General features: G+C 66.1%; 17 protein-coding genes. 4 read left to right on the forward strand and 13 right to left on the reverse strand.

What is annotated here, in order from left to right:
• Positions 1 to 76: 76 nt before the first annotated feature.
• The 3 genes from prfB (at position 77) to SY91_RS13790 (ending at position 3,856) form a co-directional block, all read left to right on the forward strand.
• Positions 77 to 1,180 (forward strand): peptide chain release factor 2, encoded by a 1,104-nt coding sequence (gene prfB, locus SY91_RS13780; RefSeq protein ID WP_185920957.1) that lies wholly within the window; start codon positions 77 to 79, stop codon positions 1,178 to 1,180.
• Between the two features lie 72 nt (positions 1,181 to 1,252).
• Complete coding sequence (gene lysS / locus SY91_RS13785) at positions 1,253 to 2,779, forward strand: lysine--tRNA ligase (RefSeq protein WP_006478395.1); 1,527 nt, start codon at positions 1,253 to 1,255, stop codon at positions 2,777 to 2,779.
• Positions 2,780 to 3,127: 348 nt separating this feature from the next.
• Positions 3,128 to 3,856 (forward strand): glycine zipper 2TM domain-containing protein, encoded by a 729-nt coding sequence (locus tag SY91_RS13790; RefSeq protein ID WP_027813471.1) that lies wholly within the window; start codon positions 3,128 to 3,130, stop codon positions 3,854 to 3,856.
• A gap of 151 nt (positions 3,857 to 4,007) precedes the next feature.
• Here the strand turns inward: SY91_RS13790 and iscX are convergent, their stop codons facing one another.
• The 12 genes from iscX to SY91_RS13850 all read right to left on the reverse strand — a co-directional run bounded on the left by iscX (position 4,008) and on the right by SY91_RS13850 (position 13,130).
• On the reverse strand, positions 4,008 to 4,217 hold the full coding sequence (iscX, locus tag SY91_RS13795; RefSeq protein ID WP_006478393.1) for a Fe-S cluster assembly protein IscX: 210 nt from the start codon (positions 4,215 to 4,217) through the stop codon (positions 4,008 to 4,010).
• Between the two features lie 19 nt (positions 4,218 to 4,236).
• Positions 4,237 to 4,578, reverse strand: coding sequence for an ISC system 2Fe-2S type ferredoxin (gene fdx / locus SY91_RS13800; RefSeq protein ID WP_006478392.1), 342 nt, complete (start codon positions 4,576 to 4,578; stop codon positions 4,237 to 4,239).
• Between the two features lie 87 nt (positions 4,579 to 4,665).
• Entirely contained in the window at positions 4,666 to 6,534 is a 1,869-nt protein-coding gene (gene hscA / locus SY91_RS13805) for a Fe-S protein assembly chaperone HscA (protein WP_105798537.1), read from the reverse strand.
• 54 nt (positions 6,535 to 6,588) lie between these two features.
• The gene (hscB, locus tag SY91_RS13810) at positions 6,589 to 7,116 is read right to left on the reverse strand and encodes a Fe-S protein assembly co-chaperone HscB (protein WP_124591784.1); all 528 of its coding nucleotides are present in this window, start codon (positions 7,114 to 7,116) and stop codon (positions 6,589 to 6,591) included.
• Between the two features lie 96 nt (positions 7,117 to 7,212).
• Positions 7,213 to 7,536: an iron-sulfur cluster assembly protein IscA gene (iscA, locus tag SY91_RS13815; protein WP_011549461.1), complete on the reverse strand. Its 324-nt coding sequence runs from the start codon at positions 7,534 to 7,536 to the stop codon at positions 7,213 to 7,215.
• Between the two features lie 65 nt (positions 7,537 to 7,601).
• Positions 7,602 to 8,009, reverse strand: a complete 408-nt coding sequence (gene iscU / locus SY91_RS13820; protein ID WP_006478389.1) for a Fe-S cluster assembly scaffold IscU — start codon at positions 8,007 to 8,009, stop codon at positions 7,602 to 7,604.
• Positions 8,010 to 8,076: 67 nt separating this feature from the next.
• Positions 8,077 to 9,300 carry an IscS subfamily cysteine desulfurase gene (locus SY91_RS13825; RefSeq protein WP_011549460.1) on the reverse strand — a complete coding sequence of 408 codons (1,224 nt, stop codon included), beginning with the start codon at positions 9,298 to 9,300 and terminating at the stop codon, positions 8,077 to 8,079.
• 65 nt (positions 9,301 to 9,365) lie between these two features.
• Positions 9,366 to 9,905 carry a Fe-S cluster assembly transcriptional regulator IscR gene (gene iscR, locus SY91_RS13830; protein WP_006401955.1) on the reverse strand — a complete coding sequence of 180 codons (540 nt, stop codon included), beginning with the start codon at positions 9,903 to 9,905 and terminating at the stop codon, positions 9,366 to 9,368.
• 114 nt (positions 9,906 to 10,019) lie between these two features.
• Complete coding sequence (locus SY91_RS13835; RefSeq protein WP_006478388.1) at positions 10,020 to 10,502, reverse strand: low molecular weight protein-tyrosine-phosphatase; 483 nt, start codon at positions 10,500 to 10,502, stop codon at positions 10,020 to 10,022.
• A gap of 101 nt (positions 10,503 to 10,603) precedes the next feature.
• Positions 10,604 to 10,831: a hypothetical protein gene (locus SY91_RS13840; RefSeq protein WP_006478387.1), complete on the reverse strand. Its 228-nt coding sequence runs from the start codon at positions 10,829 to 10,831 to the stop codon at positions 10,604 to 10,606.
• 128 nt (positions 10,832 to 10,959) lie between these two features.
• Positions 10,960 to 12,372, reverse strand: a complete 1,413-nt coding sequence (locus SY91_RS13845) for a lactate utilization protein B (protein WP_185920958.1) — start codon at positions 12,370 to 12,372, stop codon at positions 10,960 to 10,962.
• Positions 12,373 to 12,407: 35 nt separating this feature from the next.
• On the reverse strand, positions 12,408 to 13,130 hold the full coding sequence (locus tag SY91_RS13850; RefSeq protein WP_006478385.1) for a (Fe-S)-binding protein: 723 nt from the start codon (positions 13,128 to 13,130) through the stop codon (positions 12,408 to 12,410).
• A gap of 183 nt (positions 13,131 to 13,313) precedes the next feature.
• Between SY91_RS13850 and SY91_RS13855 the strand changes: the two genes are divergently transcribed.
• The gene (locus SY91_RS13855; protein WP_185920959.1) at positions 13,314 to 14,123 is read left to right on the forward strand and encodes an IclR family transcriptional regulator; all 810 of its coding nucleotides are present in this window, start codon (positions 13,314 to 13,316) and stop codon (positions 14,121 to 14,123) included.
• Between the two features lie 111 nt (positions 14,124 to 14,234).
• Here the strand turns inward: SY91_RS13855 and pbpG are convergent, their stop codons facing one another.
• Entirely contained in the window at positions 14,235 to 15,401 is a 1,167-nt protein-coding gene (gene pbpG / locus SY91_RS13860) for a D-alanyl-D-alanine endopeptidase (protein WP_124591788.1), read from the reverse strand.
• Positions 15,402 to 15,706: the final 305 nt, after the last annotated feature.

The raw sequence follows: 15,706 nt of genomic DNA on the forward strand, positions 1-15,706 counted from the left end.
ACCGTTTGCGTCACCGGGCAACCCTCCCGATCAGCTATAATTCCGCTTTTTTACGAAGCCGGAACAGCGAACGATCATGGAAGCGGAACGTCTCAACGCGATCGAAAGCTCCCTGCTCGACCTGCGCAATCGCGCGGGCGAGCTTCGGGGTATCTTTGACTACGACGCCAAAGCTGCGCGTCTGACCGAAGTCAACAAGGAACTCGAAGACCCGAACGTCTGGAACGATTCAAAGAACGCCCAGGCACTCGGCCGCGAGAAGAAGCTGCTCGAAGGCGTCGTCACGACGCTCACCGCGCTCGATAGCGACCTGCGCGATGCGCTCGACCTGTTCGAGCTGGCACGCGAGGAAGGCGACGAAGACACCCTTCTCGCATCCGAAGACGACGCCGCGAAGCTCGAAGCGCGCGTCGGCGACATCGAATTCCGCCGGATGTTCTCGAACCCGGCCGATCCGAACAACTGCTTCATCGACATCCAGGCCGGCGCCGGCGGCACCGAGGCATGCGACTGGGCGTCCATGCTGCTGCGCCAGTACCTGCGCTACTGCGAGCGCAAGGGCTTCAAGGCGGAAGTGCTCGAAGAGTCCGACGGCGACGTCGCCGGCATCAAGAACGCGACGGTCAAGGTCACGGGCGAATACGCGTACGGCTTCCTGCGCACCGAAACGGGCATCCACCGCCTCGTGCGCAAGTCGCCGTTCGACTCGTCGGGCGGCCGCCACACGTCGTTCTCGTCGGTGTTCGTCTATCCGGAAATCGACGACTCGATCGAAGTCGAGATCAACCCGGCCGACCTGCGCATCGACACGTACCGCGCCTCGGGCGCGGGCGGTCAGCACATCAACAAGACCGACTCCGCGGTGCGGATCACGCACATGCCGACGGGCATCGTCGTGCAGTGCCAGAACGACCGCTCGCAGCACCGCAACCGCGCCGAAGCGATGGCGATGCTGAAGTCGCGCCTCTACGAAGTCGAAATGCGCAAGCGCCAGGCCGAGCAGGACAAGCTCGAATCGAGCAAGACCGATGTGGGCTGGGGCCACCAGATCCGCTCGTACGTGCTCGACCAGAGCCGCGTGAAGGACCTGCGCACGAACGTCGAAATGAGCAACACGCGGGCGGTGCTCGACGGCGACCTCGACGACTTCATCAGCGCGAGCCTCAAACAGGGCGTGTAAGCGCCGCGGCGCGGCCGGCCCGCGCCGCCCTTTCCGTTGCCTTGCCGCACCCCACTCCGAATTCCGACCATCATGACCGAACCGACCCAAACGCAGCCCGCCGTCACGGCGGACGAAAACCAGATCATCGCCGAGCGCCGCGAGAAGCTGCGCGCGTTGCGCGAGCAAGGCGTCGCCTACCCGAACGATTTCCGCCCCGAGCACCACGCAGCCGACCTGCAGGCCAAATTCGCCGATTCGGACAAGGCCGCGCTCGAAGCGAACCCGGTCGAGGTGTCGGTGGCCGGCCGCATGATGCTCAAGCGCGTGATGGGCAAGGCGAGTTTCGCGACGGTGCAGGACGGCTCGGGCCAGATCCAGTTCTTCGTGACGCCGAACGACGTCGGCGCCGACACCTACGACGCGTTCAAGAAGTGGGACCTCGGCGACATCGTCGCCGCGCGCGGCGTGCTGTTCCGCACCAACAAGGGCGAGCTGTCGGTCCAGTGCAAGGAGCTGCGTCTGCTGTCGAAGGCGCTGCGCCCGCTGCCGGACAAGTTCCACGGCCTGTCCGACCAGGAAATGCGCTACCGCCAGCGCTACGTCGACCTGATCGTCACGCCGGAAACGCGCGACACGTTCCGCGCCCGCACGAAGACGATCGCGTCGATCCGCAAGTTCATGGACAACGCCGACTTCATGGAAGTCGAGACGCCGATGCTGCACCCGATCCCGGGCGGCGCGGCCGCGAAGCCGTTCGTCACGCATCACAATGCGCTCGACATGCAGATGTTCCTGCGCATCGCGCCGGAGCTGTACCTGAAGCGCCTGATCGTCGGCGGCTTCGAGCGCGTGTTCGAGATCAACCGCAATTTCCGGAATGAAGGCGTGTCGCCGCGCCACAATCCGGAATTCACGATGATGGAGTTCTACGCCGCGTACACCGACTACCGCTGGCTGATGGACTTCACCGAGCAACTGATCCGCCAGGCGGCGATCGATGCGCTCGGCACCGCGACGATCCAGTATCAGGGCCGCGAGCTCGACCTCGCGAAGCCGTTCCATCGCCTGACGATCACGCAGGCGATCCAGAAGTACGCACCGGACTACACCGACGGCCAGCTGTCGGACGACGCGTTCCTGCGCACCGAACTGAAGCGCTTCGGCGTCGACGTGTCGCAGCCGGCGTTCCTGAACGCCGGCATCGGCGCGCTGCAGCTCGCGCTGTTCGAGGAAACGGCCGAAGCGCAGCTGTGGGAGCCGACGTTCATCATCGACTACCCGGTCGAGGTGTCGCCGCTCGCACGCGCATCGGATACGGTGCCGGGCATCACCGAGCGTTTCGAGCTCTTCATGACCGGCCGCGAGATCGCGAACGGCTTCTCGGAGCTGAACGATCCGGAAGACCAGGCCGCGCGCTTCAAGAAGCAGGTCGAGCAGAAGGACGCGGGCGACGAGGAAGCGATGTTCTTCGACGCCGACTACATCCGCGCGCTCGAATACGGGATGCCCCCGACCGGCGGCTGCGGGATCGGCATCGACCGTCTCGTGATGCTGCTGACCGACAGCCCGACGATCCGCGACGTGCTGCTGTTCCCGCATCTGCGCCGCGAAGACTGACGGCCGCGACCGCGTGTGCGCCGCCCCCCGTGGCGCGCACGCGTCGGCTTTGTAACGACGCGTAAATCCCGCCAGCCGGCGTCTGCCGGCCTTCGATCCTCCCCTGTTTTATTCCCCTTGTCGCGACGCCCTTCTCCGGGTTTTCCCGGTAGCAAGCGTTGATCCCGTGCTGCAATTCGTTACACCTTGATACGGTGCACGTCTGGGCCGTGGACGACACTCCTGTTGCGTCACCACGCATGACCACGGGACCAGAACCAGGCGCCGGAACGCCCGGTCTGCTCGCTCCCGAGCGTGGGATCCTGCTCCGGCGCAGCGCGCCGATGCGGATCGACCTTGGAGAAAAAAATGGACAACCAGACTCAGACCACGCCGCAAAAGCAACGCCTCCACCCGCTGATCGCCACCGCAGCCGGCGCCGTCATCGTCGCCAGCCTCGCGGCGACGGCAGCAATCACGGGCGTGTTCCCGAAAGCCACCAGCAGCAATGAACAGAATGGTCAGACCCAGGCTGCGCTGATCGCGTCGCAGCCGGCCGTCGATACGGCCGCGGCCGCCAGCGCCGCGCTGGCCGCACAAGCGCAGCGGCAGGCCGCGGAACAGGCCGCCGCGCAGCAGAAGGCCGCCGTCGCGCAGGCCGAGCCGAAGCCGGCGCCGCGCCCGGCCGCGCCGCACCGCCGTCACACGACCGCGCCGCAGCCGCCGCAATACGCGCAGCAGCCGTCGGCGCCGGCGCAAGCCTACTGCCAGAGTTGCGGCACGGTCGTCGCGATCACGCAGACGCGCACGCCGGGCCAGAGCTCGGGGATCGGCGCCGTGGGCGGCGCAGCGGCCGGTGGCCTGCTCGGCAACCAGTTCGGCAACGGCAACGGCCGCACCGCGATGACGATCATCGGCGCGCTGGGCGGCGGTCTCGCCGGCAACCAGGTCGAGAAGCAGGTCCGCGCGGAAACCGACTATCAGGTGCAAGTGCAGATGGAAAGCGGCGCGACGCGCACGTTCACGTACCACAACCCGCCGCCGTTCGGCCAGGGTCAGCGCGTGCGGATCGAGAACGGCACGCTGGTCGGCGCTTGAAGCTGATCGTGTAGTCGCCGGCGTCCCGCTGCCCGCACGTCGTGCGCGGCGTCGCCCAAAACGAAAACGGCTCGCGAGCAAGCGCTCACGAGCCGTTTTTCATTGACGCGGCGCGCACCGTTGCAGCGCACGCCGTGGCCGTTCGGGTCGATCAGTCCTCGTCGTCGAAATCCGATTCGTCGATCCAGTGCGCCTGGATCGCCTCGAGGATCTTCTCGCCGGAGTGCGTCGGATCGTCGTCGAAGCCGTCGAGCTCGAGCACCCACTGGCGCAGGTCGACGAAGTTGATCCGCTGCGGGTCGATGTCGGGGTGCTTGTCCGCCAGCGCAATGGCTATTTCACGCGAATCGGTCCATTTCATCGCCTGCCTCCGGTTCCTGTCAGTGATTTTCCTTCGCGTGGTTGATCGAGTACTTCGGGATCTCGACCACCAGGTCCGAATCTTCCTTCACGATCGCCTGGCACGACAGGCGCGACGTCGGCTCCAGGCCCCACGCCTTGTCCAGCAGATCGTCCTCGTCCTCCTCGGACGGCGTCAGATCGTTGAAGCCTTCGCGGATCACCACGTGGCACGTCGTGCATGCGCACGACTTCTCGCATGCATGTTCGATCTCGATCCCGTGATCGAGCAGGTTGTCGCAGATACTCTTGCCGGGCGTCGCGTCGATCACCGCGCCGTCCGGGCACAGTTCGACGTGAGGCAGCACCACCAGTTGAGGCATGTTCGTTCCGTCAGTCAGGGTGCGGCGCCGCGCGCCGCACGTTCATCATCGCGCGGGCCGTTGCCGGCCGATGCGCGGTTCGTGGGTTCAGATCTCGTCGAGCCGGCGGCCCGACAGCGCGCGCCTGATGCTCTTGTCCATCCGGCGCGCCGCGAATTCGTCGGTCCCGTCGGCCAGCGCCTTGGTCGCCGCTTCGATCGCATTCGTATCGTCGCCCTGCGCGACCGCGCGCAACGCCGCGGCGAGCGCATCGACCTGCGCGCGCTCGTCGGCCTCGAGCAGTTCGCCGTCGGCCGCCAGCGCGGCCTGCGTCGCCTCGAGCATCCGTTCGGCCTCGACCTGCGCTTCGCGCAGCGCGCGGGCCCGCATGTCGATTTCGGCGGTCTTGAAGCTGTCTTCCAGCATCTTCGCGATGTCGTCGTCGGCGAGGCCGTACGACGGCTTCACGACGACCGATGCCTCGACGCCCGACAACTGCTCGCGTGCGAACACCGACAGCAGGCCGTCCGCGTCGACCTGATAGGTCACGCGAATGCGAGCCGCGCCCGCCGTCATCGGCGGAATGCCGCGCAGCTCGAAGCGCGCGAGCGACCGGCAGTCGGCGACGAGCTCGCGCTCGCCCTGCACGACGTGGATCGCCATCGCGGTCTGGCCGTCCTTGAAGGTCGTGAATTCCTGCGCACGCGCGATCGGAATCGTCGAGTTGCGCGGAATGATCTTCTCGACGAGGCCACCCATCGTCTCGACACCAAGCGACAGCGGAATCACGTCGAGCAGCAGCCAGTCGTCGCCGGTGCCGCGATTGCCCGCGAGCAGATCGGCCTGGATCGCCGCGCCGAGCGCGACGACCTGATCCGGATCGAGGTTCACGAGCGGCGGCTGGCCGAAATACTTCGCGACCGCGTCGCGGATCACCGGCATGCGCGTCGCGCCGCCGACGAGCACGACGCCCTTGATGTCGGCCGGCGTGACCTGCGCATCGCGCAGCGCCTTGCGGGTCGGCGTGAGCGTGCGCTGCACGAGCGGCTCGACGAGCGACGCGAAGGTATCGTGCGAAATCGTCTGCACGAGGTGTGCGCCGCTCGACAGCGTCACGTCGAGCGCCGCTTCGGGCGCCGACGACAGCGCTTCCTTCAGCACGCGCACCCGATCGAGCAGCAGGCGCACGTCTTCGGGCGCGAGCGTCTTCGCGTCGATCCCGGCCTGCGCGAGCACGTGGCCGAACAGCGCGTGGTCGAAATCGTCGCCGCCGAGCGCGGAATCGCCGCCCGCGGCCAGCACCTCGAACACGCCCTTGGTCAGCTTCAGGATCGACAGGTCGAACGTGCCGCCGCCGAGGTCGTACACCGCGTAAAGGCCTTCGGCCGCGTTGTCGAGACCGTAGGCAATCGCCGCGGCGGTCGGTTCGTTCAGCAGGCGCAGCACGTTGAGGCCCGCGAGACGCGCGGCATCCTTGGTCGCCTGGCGCTGCGCATCGTCGAAGTAAGCCGGCACCGTGATCACCGCGCCGACCAGCTCGTCGCCGAGCGAATCTTCCGCGCGATAACGCAGCGTCGCGAGAATCTCGGCCGACACTTCGACCGGGCTCTTCACGCCGTCGATCGTACGGATCTGCACCATGCCCGGCGCATCGACGAATTCGTACGGCGCGTTCGCCGCGCCTTCGACCTCGGCCTTGCCGCGGCCCATGAAGCGCTTGACCGACACGATCGTATTGCGCGGATCGGTCGCGGCCTGCTCCTTCGCTTCGTGGCCGATGCGGCGGCCGCCCTTCTCGAGGTAACGGACCACCGACGGCAGCAGCACGCGGCCCGCTTCGTCCGGCAGGACTTCGGGCACGCTGTTGCGCACGGCGGCGACGAGCGAGTTCGTCGTGCCGAGATCGATCCCGACGGCGAGTCGCCGCTGGTGCGGCGCCGGCGCCATGCCCGGTTCGGAAATTTGCAGTAAAGCCATCTTGGTTCGTTCGGGCGCTCGGCCCGTTTGCTGCGCGTGCCGCAAGGCACGCGGTTAAGTTTCGAGGCGCTCGATCTGCGCGCCCACTTCCGACGCGACTCGTTCGATGAACATCAGCTGACGCACGGCTTCCGCGGCGGCCTGGTCGGCACCGCTGTCGAGCAGCGTGCCGAGGCGCTCGACGCGCACGCGCTTCTCGTCGCGCAGCTCGGCGAGCAGCGCATCGAGCGCGTCGACGTTGCGGGCGGCCGCGGCATCCTCGATGCCCTCGCGCCACTCCATCTGCTGCATCAGGAACGCAGGCTCCATCGCCGTGTTGTTTTCCGCGCCGATGTCGACACCGCGCAGCGACAACAGATAGGACGCGCGCTTCAACGGATCGCGCAGCGTGCGGTACGCCTCGTTCGCGCGAGTGGCCCATTGCATCGCGATACGCTTTTGCGCGTCGCCGGCCGCCGCGAAGCGGTCGGGATGCACCTGCGTCTGCACCGTCCGGTAGGCGGCGTCGAGCGCCGTCTCGTCGAGCGCGAATTGCGCCGGCAGGTGAAACAGGTCGAAATGGCTGTTTTTCAGCGAAACCATCGTCGCGTTCAATTCCGGTTCGTCGTGCGGCAAGCGCCGCACATTAAAAAGGCGGCCCGTGCCGCCTCTTGCCCGCATCGCGCGGAGGGAGCCGCGTCACACGCGGAACGATTCCCCGCACCCGCACTCGTCCTTCACGTTCGGGTTGTTGAACTTGAACCCTTCATTCAGGCCTTCGCGGGCGAAGTCGAGCTCGGTGCCGTCGATATACGCGAGGCTCTTCGGATCGACGACGACCTTCACGCCATGGCTCTCGAACACCTGATCCTCCGGAGCCAGATCGTCGACATACTCGAGCTTGTACGCGAGCCCCGAGCACCCGGTCGTACGAACGCCAAGCCGCAGGCCCACACCCTTGCCGCGACGGACGAGGTATTTCTGAACGTGCTGTGCTGCTTTTTCGGTCAGTGTAATTGCCATGATGTCCTTGCCGCGGCGCCCCACCCGGAGGCCCCGCGTTTCCTTCCCTAGCCGCTCGATGCCGCTCAGGCTGCTGCCTGATCGCTTTCCTTGGTGTCGTGGCGCTTCTTGTAGTCGGCCACGGCTGCCTTGATCGCGTCTTCCGCGAGGATCGAACAGTGAATCTTCACCGGCGGCAGCGCGAGTTCTTCGGCGATCTGCGTGTTCTTGATCGACAGTGCCTCGTCGAGCGTCTTGCCCTTCACCCATTCGGTGACGAGCGAGCTCGATGCGATCGCCGAACCGCAACCGTAGGTCTTGAACTTCGCGTCTTCGATCACACCGTCCGCGCCGACGCGGATCTGCAGCTTCATCACGTCGCCGCATGCCGGCGCGCCGACCATGCCCGTGCCGACCGTGTCGTCGTCCTTCGCGAACGAACCGACGTTGCGCGGGTTTTCGTAGTGATCCAGAACCTTGTTGCTGTAAGACATGACTCAGACTCCTTGACTCGTTACGCCTGCGTGCGTCAATCCGCCCGCGGTTGCATTCAATGCGGTATCAGTGCGCGGCCCATTCGATCGTCGACAGATCGATGCCTTCCTGGTGCATTTCCCAGAGCGGCGACAGTTCGCGCAGCTTCGCGATCTTGCTGTTCAGCAGGTTGATCACGAAGTCGACTTCCTGCTCCGTCGTGAAGCGGCCGACCGTGAAGCGGATCGAGCTGTGCGCGAGCTCGTCGTTGCGGCCGAGCGCACGCAGCACGTACGACGGCTCCAGCGACGCCGACGTGCACGCGGAGCCCGACGACACCGCGACGTCCTTGATCGCCATGATCAGCGACTCGCCTTCGACGAAGTTGAAGCTGATGTTCAGGTTGTGCGGGACACGGTGATCCATGTCGCCGTTCACGTAGGTTTCCTCGATCTGCGACAGGCCGCGCAGCAGCTTGTCGCGCAGCATGCGGATACGCTCGTTCTCGGTCGCCATTTCCTCGCGCGCGATGCGGAACGCTTCACCCATGCCGACGATCTGGTGCGTCGGCAGCGTGCCCGAACGCATGCCGCGCTCGTGACCGCCGCCGTGCATCTGCGCTTCGATGCGCACACGCGGCTTGCGGCGCACGTACAGCGCGCCGATGCCCTTCGGGCCGTAGGTCTTGTGTGCCGAGAACGACATCAGGTCGACCTTCAGCTTCGCGAGGTCGATCGCGACCTTGCCGGTCGACTGCGCGGCATCGACGTGGAACACGATGCCCTTCTCTCGGCAGATTTCGCCGATCGTCTCGATGTCCTGGATCACGCCGATCTCGTTGTTCACGTGCATCACCGACACGAGGATCGTGTCCGGGCGCAGCGCGGCCTTGAACACGTCGAGGTCGATCAGGCCGTCATCCTTCACGTCGAGGTAGGTGACTTCGAAACCGTCGCGCTCGAGCTCGCGGCACGTATCGAGCACGGCCTTGTGCTCCGTCTTCACCGTGATGATGTGCTTGCCCTTGCCCTTGTAGAAGTTCGCGGCGCCCTTGATCGCGAGGTTGTCCGACTCCGTGGCGCCGGACGTCCAGATGATCTCGCGCGGGTCGGCGTTCACAAGTGCGGCCACCTGTTCGCGCGCTTCCTCGACTGCACGCTCCGCGTCCCAGCCGTAAGCGTGGCTGCGCGACGCCGGGTTGCCGAACTGCTCGCGCAGGTACGGCACCATCTTATCGACCACGCGCGGATCGACGGGCGTCGTCGCGCTGTAATCCATATAGATGGGCAGGTGGAGAGTCTCTTGGGTCATCTGTCGCTCCGGGTATTCTGTGCAGGGACTATGTGCGTTATGGGGGTTGGCGGGCGCTTTCGCGCTCACGAACTCGCGATGTTGAACACCGAATTGGGGCCGAGCGGCATCGTGCGCACGGGCTCGGCCGGTGCGGCGACGGGCTCCGGCGCGCGACGGTCGCGCAGCACCGCGGGGGCACCCTCGCGTGCGCGCTGCTGATCGACGAGATCCTGCAGCGACACCGAATCGAGGTATTCGACCATCTTCTGGTTCAGCGTCGACCACAGCTCGTGCGTCATGCAATGGCCGTCGGGCTGCTTCGAGCCGTCGCACGTGCCTTTGCCGCCGCACTGCGTGGCGTCGAGCGGTTCATCGACCGCGATGATGATGTCGGCAACGGTGACGTCCTGCGCGCGACGCGCGAGGTTGTAGCCGCCGCCCGGGCCGCGCACGGATTCGACGATTTCATGCCTGCGCAGCTTGCCGAACAGCTGTTCGAGATACGAGAGCGAAATCCGCTGGCGCTGGCTGATGCCTGCAAGCGTCACCGGGCCCTGCTCCTGGCGCAGTGCCAAGTCAATCATCGCCGTGACGGCGAAACGGCCTTTGGTGGTGAGTCTCATGGTGTCTAGGGGACTGCAATCTTGACGATTTTGGTCAAGTATAAATATTTGACGTTTTTAGTCAAGTATCCATGTCTTTGAAAGGGTATTCGCAGACTGCTGAATAGTGCGCGGTCAGCGCGCCGTACGTGCGCGCAGCGTCTCCAGCAGGCCCGCGCACGCACGCTCGACCTGGTCGAGCACCTGCTCGAAGCCCTGCGCACCGCCGAAATACGGATCGGCCACTTCGGTTTCGGTCGCACCCGGCGCGAATTCCATCAGCAGGCGCACTTTCTCGCGGTGCTGCGGCGGGCAACGGCGGCGCAGTTCGGCGAGATTCGCCTCGTCCATCGCGAGCAGCAGGTCGAATTGCTCGAAATCCGCCGCGCTCACCTGCCGGGCGCGCAGCGCCGACAGATCGTAGCCGCGGCTGCGGGCCGCCGCCTGCGCACGCGTATCGGGCGGCTCGCCCACGTGCCAGTCGCCGGTGCCGGCCGAATCGACCGCGATCCGGTCGGCCAGCGCGGCCGCGTCGACCTGGTGGCGCATCACGCCTTCCGCGGTGGGCGAACGGCAGATGTTGCCGAGACAGACGAAACAGATCGCAACGCGGGTCATCGCACTATCGGAAAGCCGCGGCGGACCGCGTGGGAGAAGAACACGCCATTATACAAAGGCGACCGGAATCGCGCCGTCGCGCAAAGCGACGGCGCCATGCCTTACAGCGCCTTCGGCGCAGCGAGCACCATGTCGCCAGACGCCGCCGGCAGCGGCTGTGCCGCGTCGCCGACCAGCCCGAACGACACCGCGCGCGCGAGTTCGGCGGACGCCTGGTGAACCGCGAGCGGGCCGCGCGACGGCGCACCGGCCATCGCATGCAGATAGGCAACCGCTGCCAGCGGAACCACGATTGCCAGCGGCCAGTACATCGATATTGTCTTTTTCATGATGCGGACCTCCTTGACCTCGTACCCCGAAACCCAATTCCGGGGACTACAGACGAGATTCTATAGATCACATCTATCGAGATAAATATACAAATAGCGAACGCACTGTTGCTGCCCGCTGAACAGTGTCAGCCCAAGTGGCTTTGCGACGCCGCGTACAGCTCGCGGAACGTGCGTCCGGTCGGCGTCGGCATGTCGCGCGTGTCCATCCAGCCACCCATCATCGGCAAGCGCCGCAGCGTGCCGCCGTTGCCGCCCAGCCGCTCGAGGATGCGCACCGCGAGCTTGGTCGTCAGCGCATACAGCAGCGGCCGCCGCGCGAAGAAACCCCACGCGGCGAGCGCCGCGCGCTCGCGCCATGGCCGCAGGTGGCGCTCGACCTGCTTCTCGCGCAGCGTGCGCAACAGGCGCGACAACGGAATCCCGGCCGGACAGACGCTGTCGCATTCGCCGCACAGCGTCGCCGCCTGCGGCAGGTCGAGCGCGCGGTCGAGCCCGACGTAGCTCGGCGTCAGCACCGAGCCCATCGGCCCCGGATAGACCCAGCCGTACGCGTGGCCGCCGACCTTCTGATACACCGGACAATGGTTCATGCAGGCGCCGCAGCGGATGCAGCGCAGCATCTCCTGGAATTCGCCGCCGATCAGGCCGGTGCGGCCGCCGTCGACGAGCACCACGTAGTTGTGCTCGGGGCCGTCTTCGTCGCCCGGCCCGCGCGGCCCGGTCAGCAGCGAGAAATAGTTCGACGTCTTCTGCCCGGTCGCGGAACGCGGCAGCAGGCGCATCGCGGTCGCGAGATCCTCGAGGGTCGGCAGCACCTTCTCGATGCCGGTCACCGCGACATGCACGCGCGGCATCACCGTGCACATCCCCTCGTTCCCTTCGTTCGTCACGATCGCGACCGAGCCCGTCTCGGCAATCACGAAGTTGCCGCCCGTCACGCCCATGTCGGCCGACATGAAATGCGGGCGCAGCACCTCGCGCGCCTCGCGCGTCATGTCCGGAATCTCGGTGAGCCGCTCGCGCTGGTGCGTGCGTGCGAACAGGTCGGCGATCTCGTCCTTGTCCTTGTGCACGACGGGCGCGATGATGTGGCTCGGCGGCTCGTTGTCGTTGATCTGCAGGATGTATTCGCCGAGGTCCGTCTCGATCGACTGCACGCCCATCTCCGCGAGCACCGCATTCAGGCGCATTTCCTCGGACACCATCGACTTGGTCTTGATGACCTTCTTCACGTCGTGCCGGCGCGCGATGTCGGCCACGAGCCGCGCGGCGTCCGCGGTCGTTTCCGCGAACAGCACCGTCGTGCCGCGCCGCGTCGCCTCGCGCTCGAATGCCTCGAGCCACACGTCGAGATGCTCCAGCGCGCGGTTGCGGCGCGCCTTGAGCGCGGCGCGCGTGGCCGGGAAGTCGATCAGGGTCATCGCGTCGGCGCGCGCGGACACGAACTTCGTCGACAGCTTCTTCAGGTTCTGCTGCAGGCGCTGGTCGGCCAGCTTCTGGCCGGCGCGCGCCTTGAAATGCATCGATTGGACTTGCATCGCGGTATCGGGGGAAAAGTGAGCGGAACCGGGCGTCAGACGTCGCCCGCCAGCACCTGCGCGACGTGCAGCACGCGCGTGTCGCGGTCGCCGGTGCGGCGCAACCGCCCTTCGATGTTCAGCATGCAGCCGAGATCGCCGAGCACGACGGTACCCGCGCCCGACGCGCGCACGTTCGCGCATTTCTCGTCCGCGATGGCCGCCGAGATGTCGCCGTATTTCACCGAGAACGTGCCGCCGAAGCCGCAACAGTGCTCGCAGTCCTTCATCTCGGTCACCGCGACGCCGCGCTGCGCGAGCAGCGCACGCGGCTGCGCCTTCACGCCGAGCTCGCGCAGGCCCGAGCACGAATCGTGATAGGTGACCGGGCCGGTGAATTCGCCCGGCGCGAGCGACACCTTCGCGACGTTCGCGAGAAAATCGGTCAATTCGTGGACTTTCTGCTGGAACCGCGTGTAACGCCCCATCAGTTCGGGATCGTCGCGGAACAGGTCGCCGTAGTGCGCGCGGATCATCCCGCCGCACGAACCCGACGGCGCGACGACGTAATCGAACTGCTCGAACTCGCGCAGCGTCTTTTCCGCGAGATCGCGCGCGAGCGCGCGGTCGCCCGAGTTGTAGGCCGGCTGGCCGCAGCAGGTCTGCGCGGGCGGCACGATCACTTCATAGCCGGCGTCGCGAATCAGCTTGAGCGCCGAAAAGCCGATTTCGGGGCGCATCAGGTCGACCAGGCAGGTCACGAACAAACCGACTCGCATACGTGCTCCTTCGAGAAAACGGCTCTCATTATCCGACGTTTGGCTGGCAAGACCAACGCCGGCCCGTGCGCAAGCCCGCGGTACGCGAAACGAGGACTTCCTCGAACGGCGTTCGCTTTTTTCACGATACGAGATACAATCGTTCCAACACCGCTTGACGCGTCAACCGATTCCTCCCCCGACATGAGCCAACCCACCCCGGATTCAAAAACGTCGATCCAGGTGATCGAACGCATGATGCGGTTGCTGGACGCGCTCGCCGCGCACAGTGACCCTGTCAGCCTGAAGGAACTTGCGCAGCGCACGGAGCTGCACCCGTCGACCGCGCACCGCATCCTCAACGACATGGTGACCTGCCGCCTCGTCGACCGCTCCGATCCCGGCACCTACCGCCTCGGCATGCGACTGCTCGAGCTCGGCAACCTCGTGAAGGCACGCCTGTCGGTGCGCGACGCGGCGCTGATGCCGATGCGCGAGCTGCACCGTCTCACCGGGCAGACCGTGAACCTGTCGGTGCGCCAGGGCGACGAGATCGTCTATATCGAGCGCGCGTACTCGGAGCGCTCGGGAATGCAGGTCGTCCGCGCGATCGGCGGCCGCGCGCCGCTGCACCTCACGTCGGTCGGCAAGCTGTTCCTCGCGGCCGACGAAACGTCGCGGGTGCGGGCCTATGCGACGCGCACCGGGCTGTCCGGCCATACGCAAAACAGCATCACCGATATCGCGAAGCTCGAGCGCGAGCTGACGATCGTCCGCCAGCAATCGTGCGCGCGCGACAACGAGGAGCTCGAACTCGGCGTGCGCTGCATCGCGGCCGGCATCTACGACGATTCGGGCAAGCTCGTCGCGGGCCTGTCGTTGTCGGCGCCGGCCGACCGCCTGCAGGACGCGTGGCTCGGCCAGTTGAGCCGGACGGCGCTCACCATCTCGGAATCGCTCGGCTACCGGCCGGCGCCCGAGAAGAACGTGGACGGGTTGCAGCGGCAGGCGTGAGCCGCGCCGTCGGCCCCGATTCCGGTTTCGCCGGATAAAAAAAGCCCCGCGATTGCGGGGCTTTTTCGTTGCAGCGACCGGTGCGGTACGGCGGCGAACCGCCGCACACGATCAGGTGCCGCCGGCCGGCGTGTTGGCCGCCGTCAGACGCTCGCCGCCGCCGGCATCGAGCCAGTTGCGCAGGCGCGAGGCGTCGGCGAAGCGCGAGTACTTGCCGAACGAATCGAGCAGCACCATCACCATCGGCCGGCCATGGATCGTCGCCTGCATCACGAGGCATTCGCCCGCTTCGTTGATGAAGCCCGTCTTCTGCAGGCCGATGTCCCAGGAGCCGTTGCCGCGGATCAGCGCGTTGGTGCTGTTGTAGACCAGGTTGCGCTTGCCCGTGTACACCTCGTAGGTGCGATCGGTCGAGAACTGGCGGATCATCGGGTACTGGTACGCCGCATTGACCATCTTCACGAGGTCGCGCGCGCTCGACACGTTCGAGCTCGACAGGCCGGTCGAATTCTCGAAGTGCGTATCGGTCATGCCGAGCGCCTTCGCCTTCGCGTTCATCGCCGCGATGAACGCCGGACGGCCGCCCGGGTAGTAACGCGACAGCGCGGCCGCCGCACGGTTTTCCGATGCCATCAGCGCGATGTGCAGCATGTCCTCGCGCGACAGCACCGAGCCGACCGACAGGCGCGAGCCCGTGCCCTTCTCGTAGTCGCGGTCTTCGTCGGTGACTTCGAGCTGGTCGGTCATCGGCGACTTCGCGTCGAGCACGACCATGGCCGTCATCAGCTTCGAGATCGACGCGATCGGCACGACCGCGTGCGAGTTCTTGTCGAACAGCGGCTCGCCGGAATTCTGGTCGACGACGTACGCGACGCTGGAGCGCAGCGCGAGCGCGTCGGGCGTGTCGTGCAGGCCGAACGCCTGGCCGACCGTCGGACGGCGCGGCTGGAACGCGACCTTGCGCACCGCGCCGCGATGGCCGCCGTGCACGTTGCTCGCCGCGAGCGTCACGCGCTTGCGTGACGCTTTCGCGCGCGGCGCATCGGCCGCGGCGACCTTGGCGGATTTATCGGTGGTCGCCCTGGCCGACTTCTTCTTCGCTGACGAAGCAGGAGCAACGGCCTTTTTCTTGGCGGCTTGGGTCTTCGCAGTGGCGGCGAAGGCGTCGGCAGGCGTGACGAACGCGGTGGTCGCCAGCAACGCGACTGCGACCGACACAGCGGTGCCGAGCGTCATGCTCTGCAACAATCTGCGCGGTGAAAACGATTCGGCTTTCATTGGGGTCTGGACAAAGCGGGCGGGAGGTTTCCGCAAGTGTAGTTAAAGCTGAAAAAAAGAGCAATATTAGGCACTTACCGATCGTCTTTAAACCGGAATGTAAGAGTCGGCCAACCTCCGGCCAATCGACCCTTCCGATCCCATCGAAAAAATCGATGAGATGCACTGCCCGACAGCGCCCGTCTCCCGATTACCGCACGGTTAATTGAGATAACGTCACTTCGGAGGCGATTTAAAGCGGGGAAAGTACGTATCCGGTGCTCGGCGTGCCACAGGCGGCGGCACGTCGCCACGGCACGCGCATC

Source organism: Burkholderia cenocepacia, assembly GCF_014211915.1.
In the GTDB taxonomy this organism is placed as follows: Bacteria; Pseudomonadota; Gammaproteobacteria; order Burkholderiales; family Burkholderiaceae; genus Burkholderia; species Burkholderia orbicola.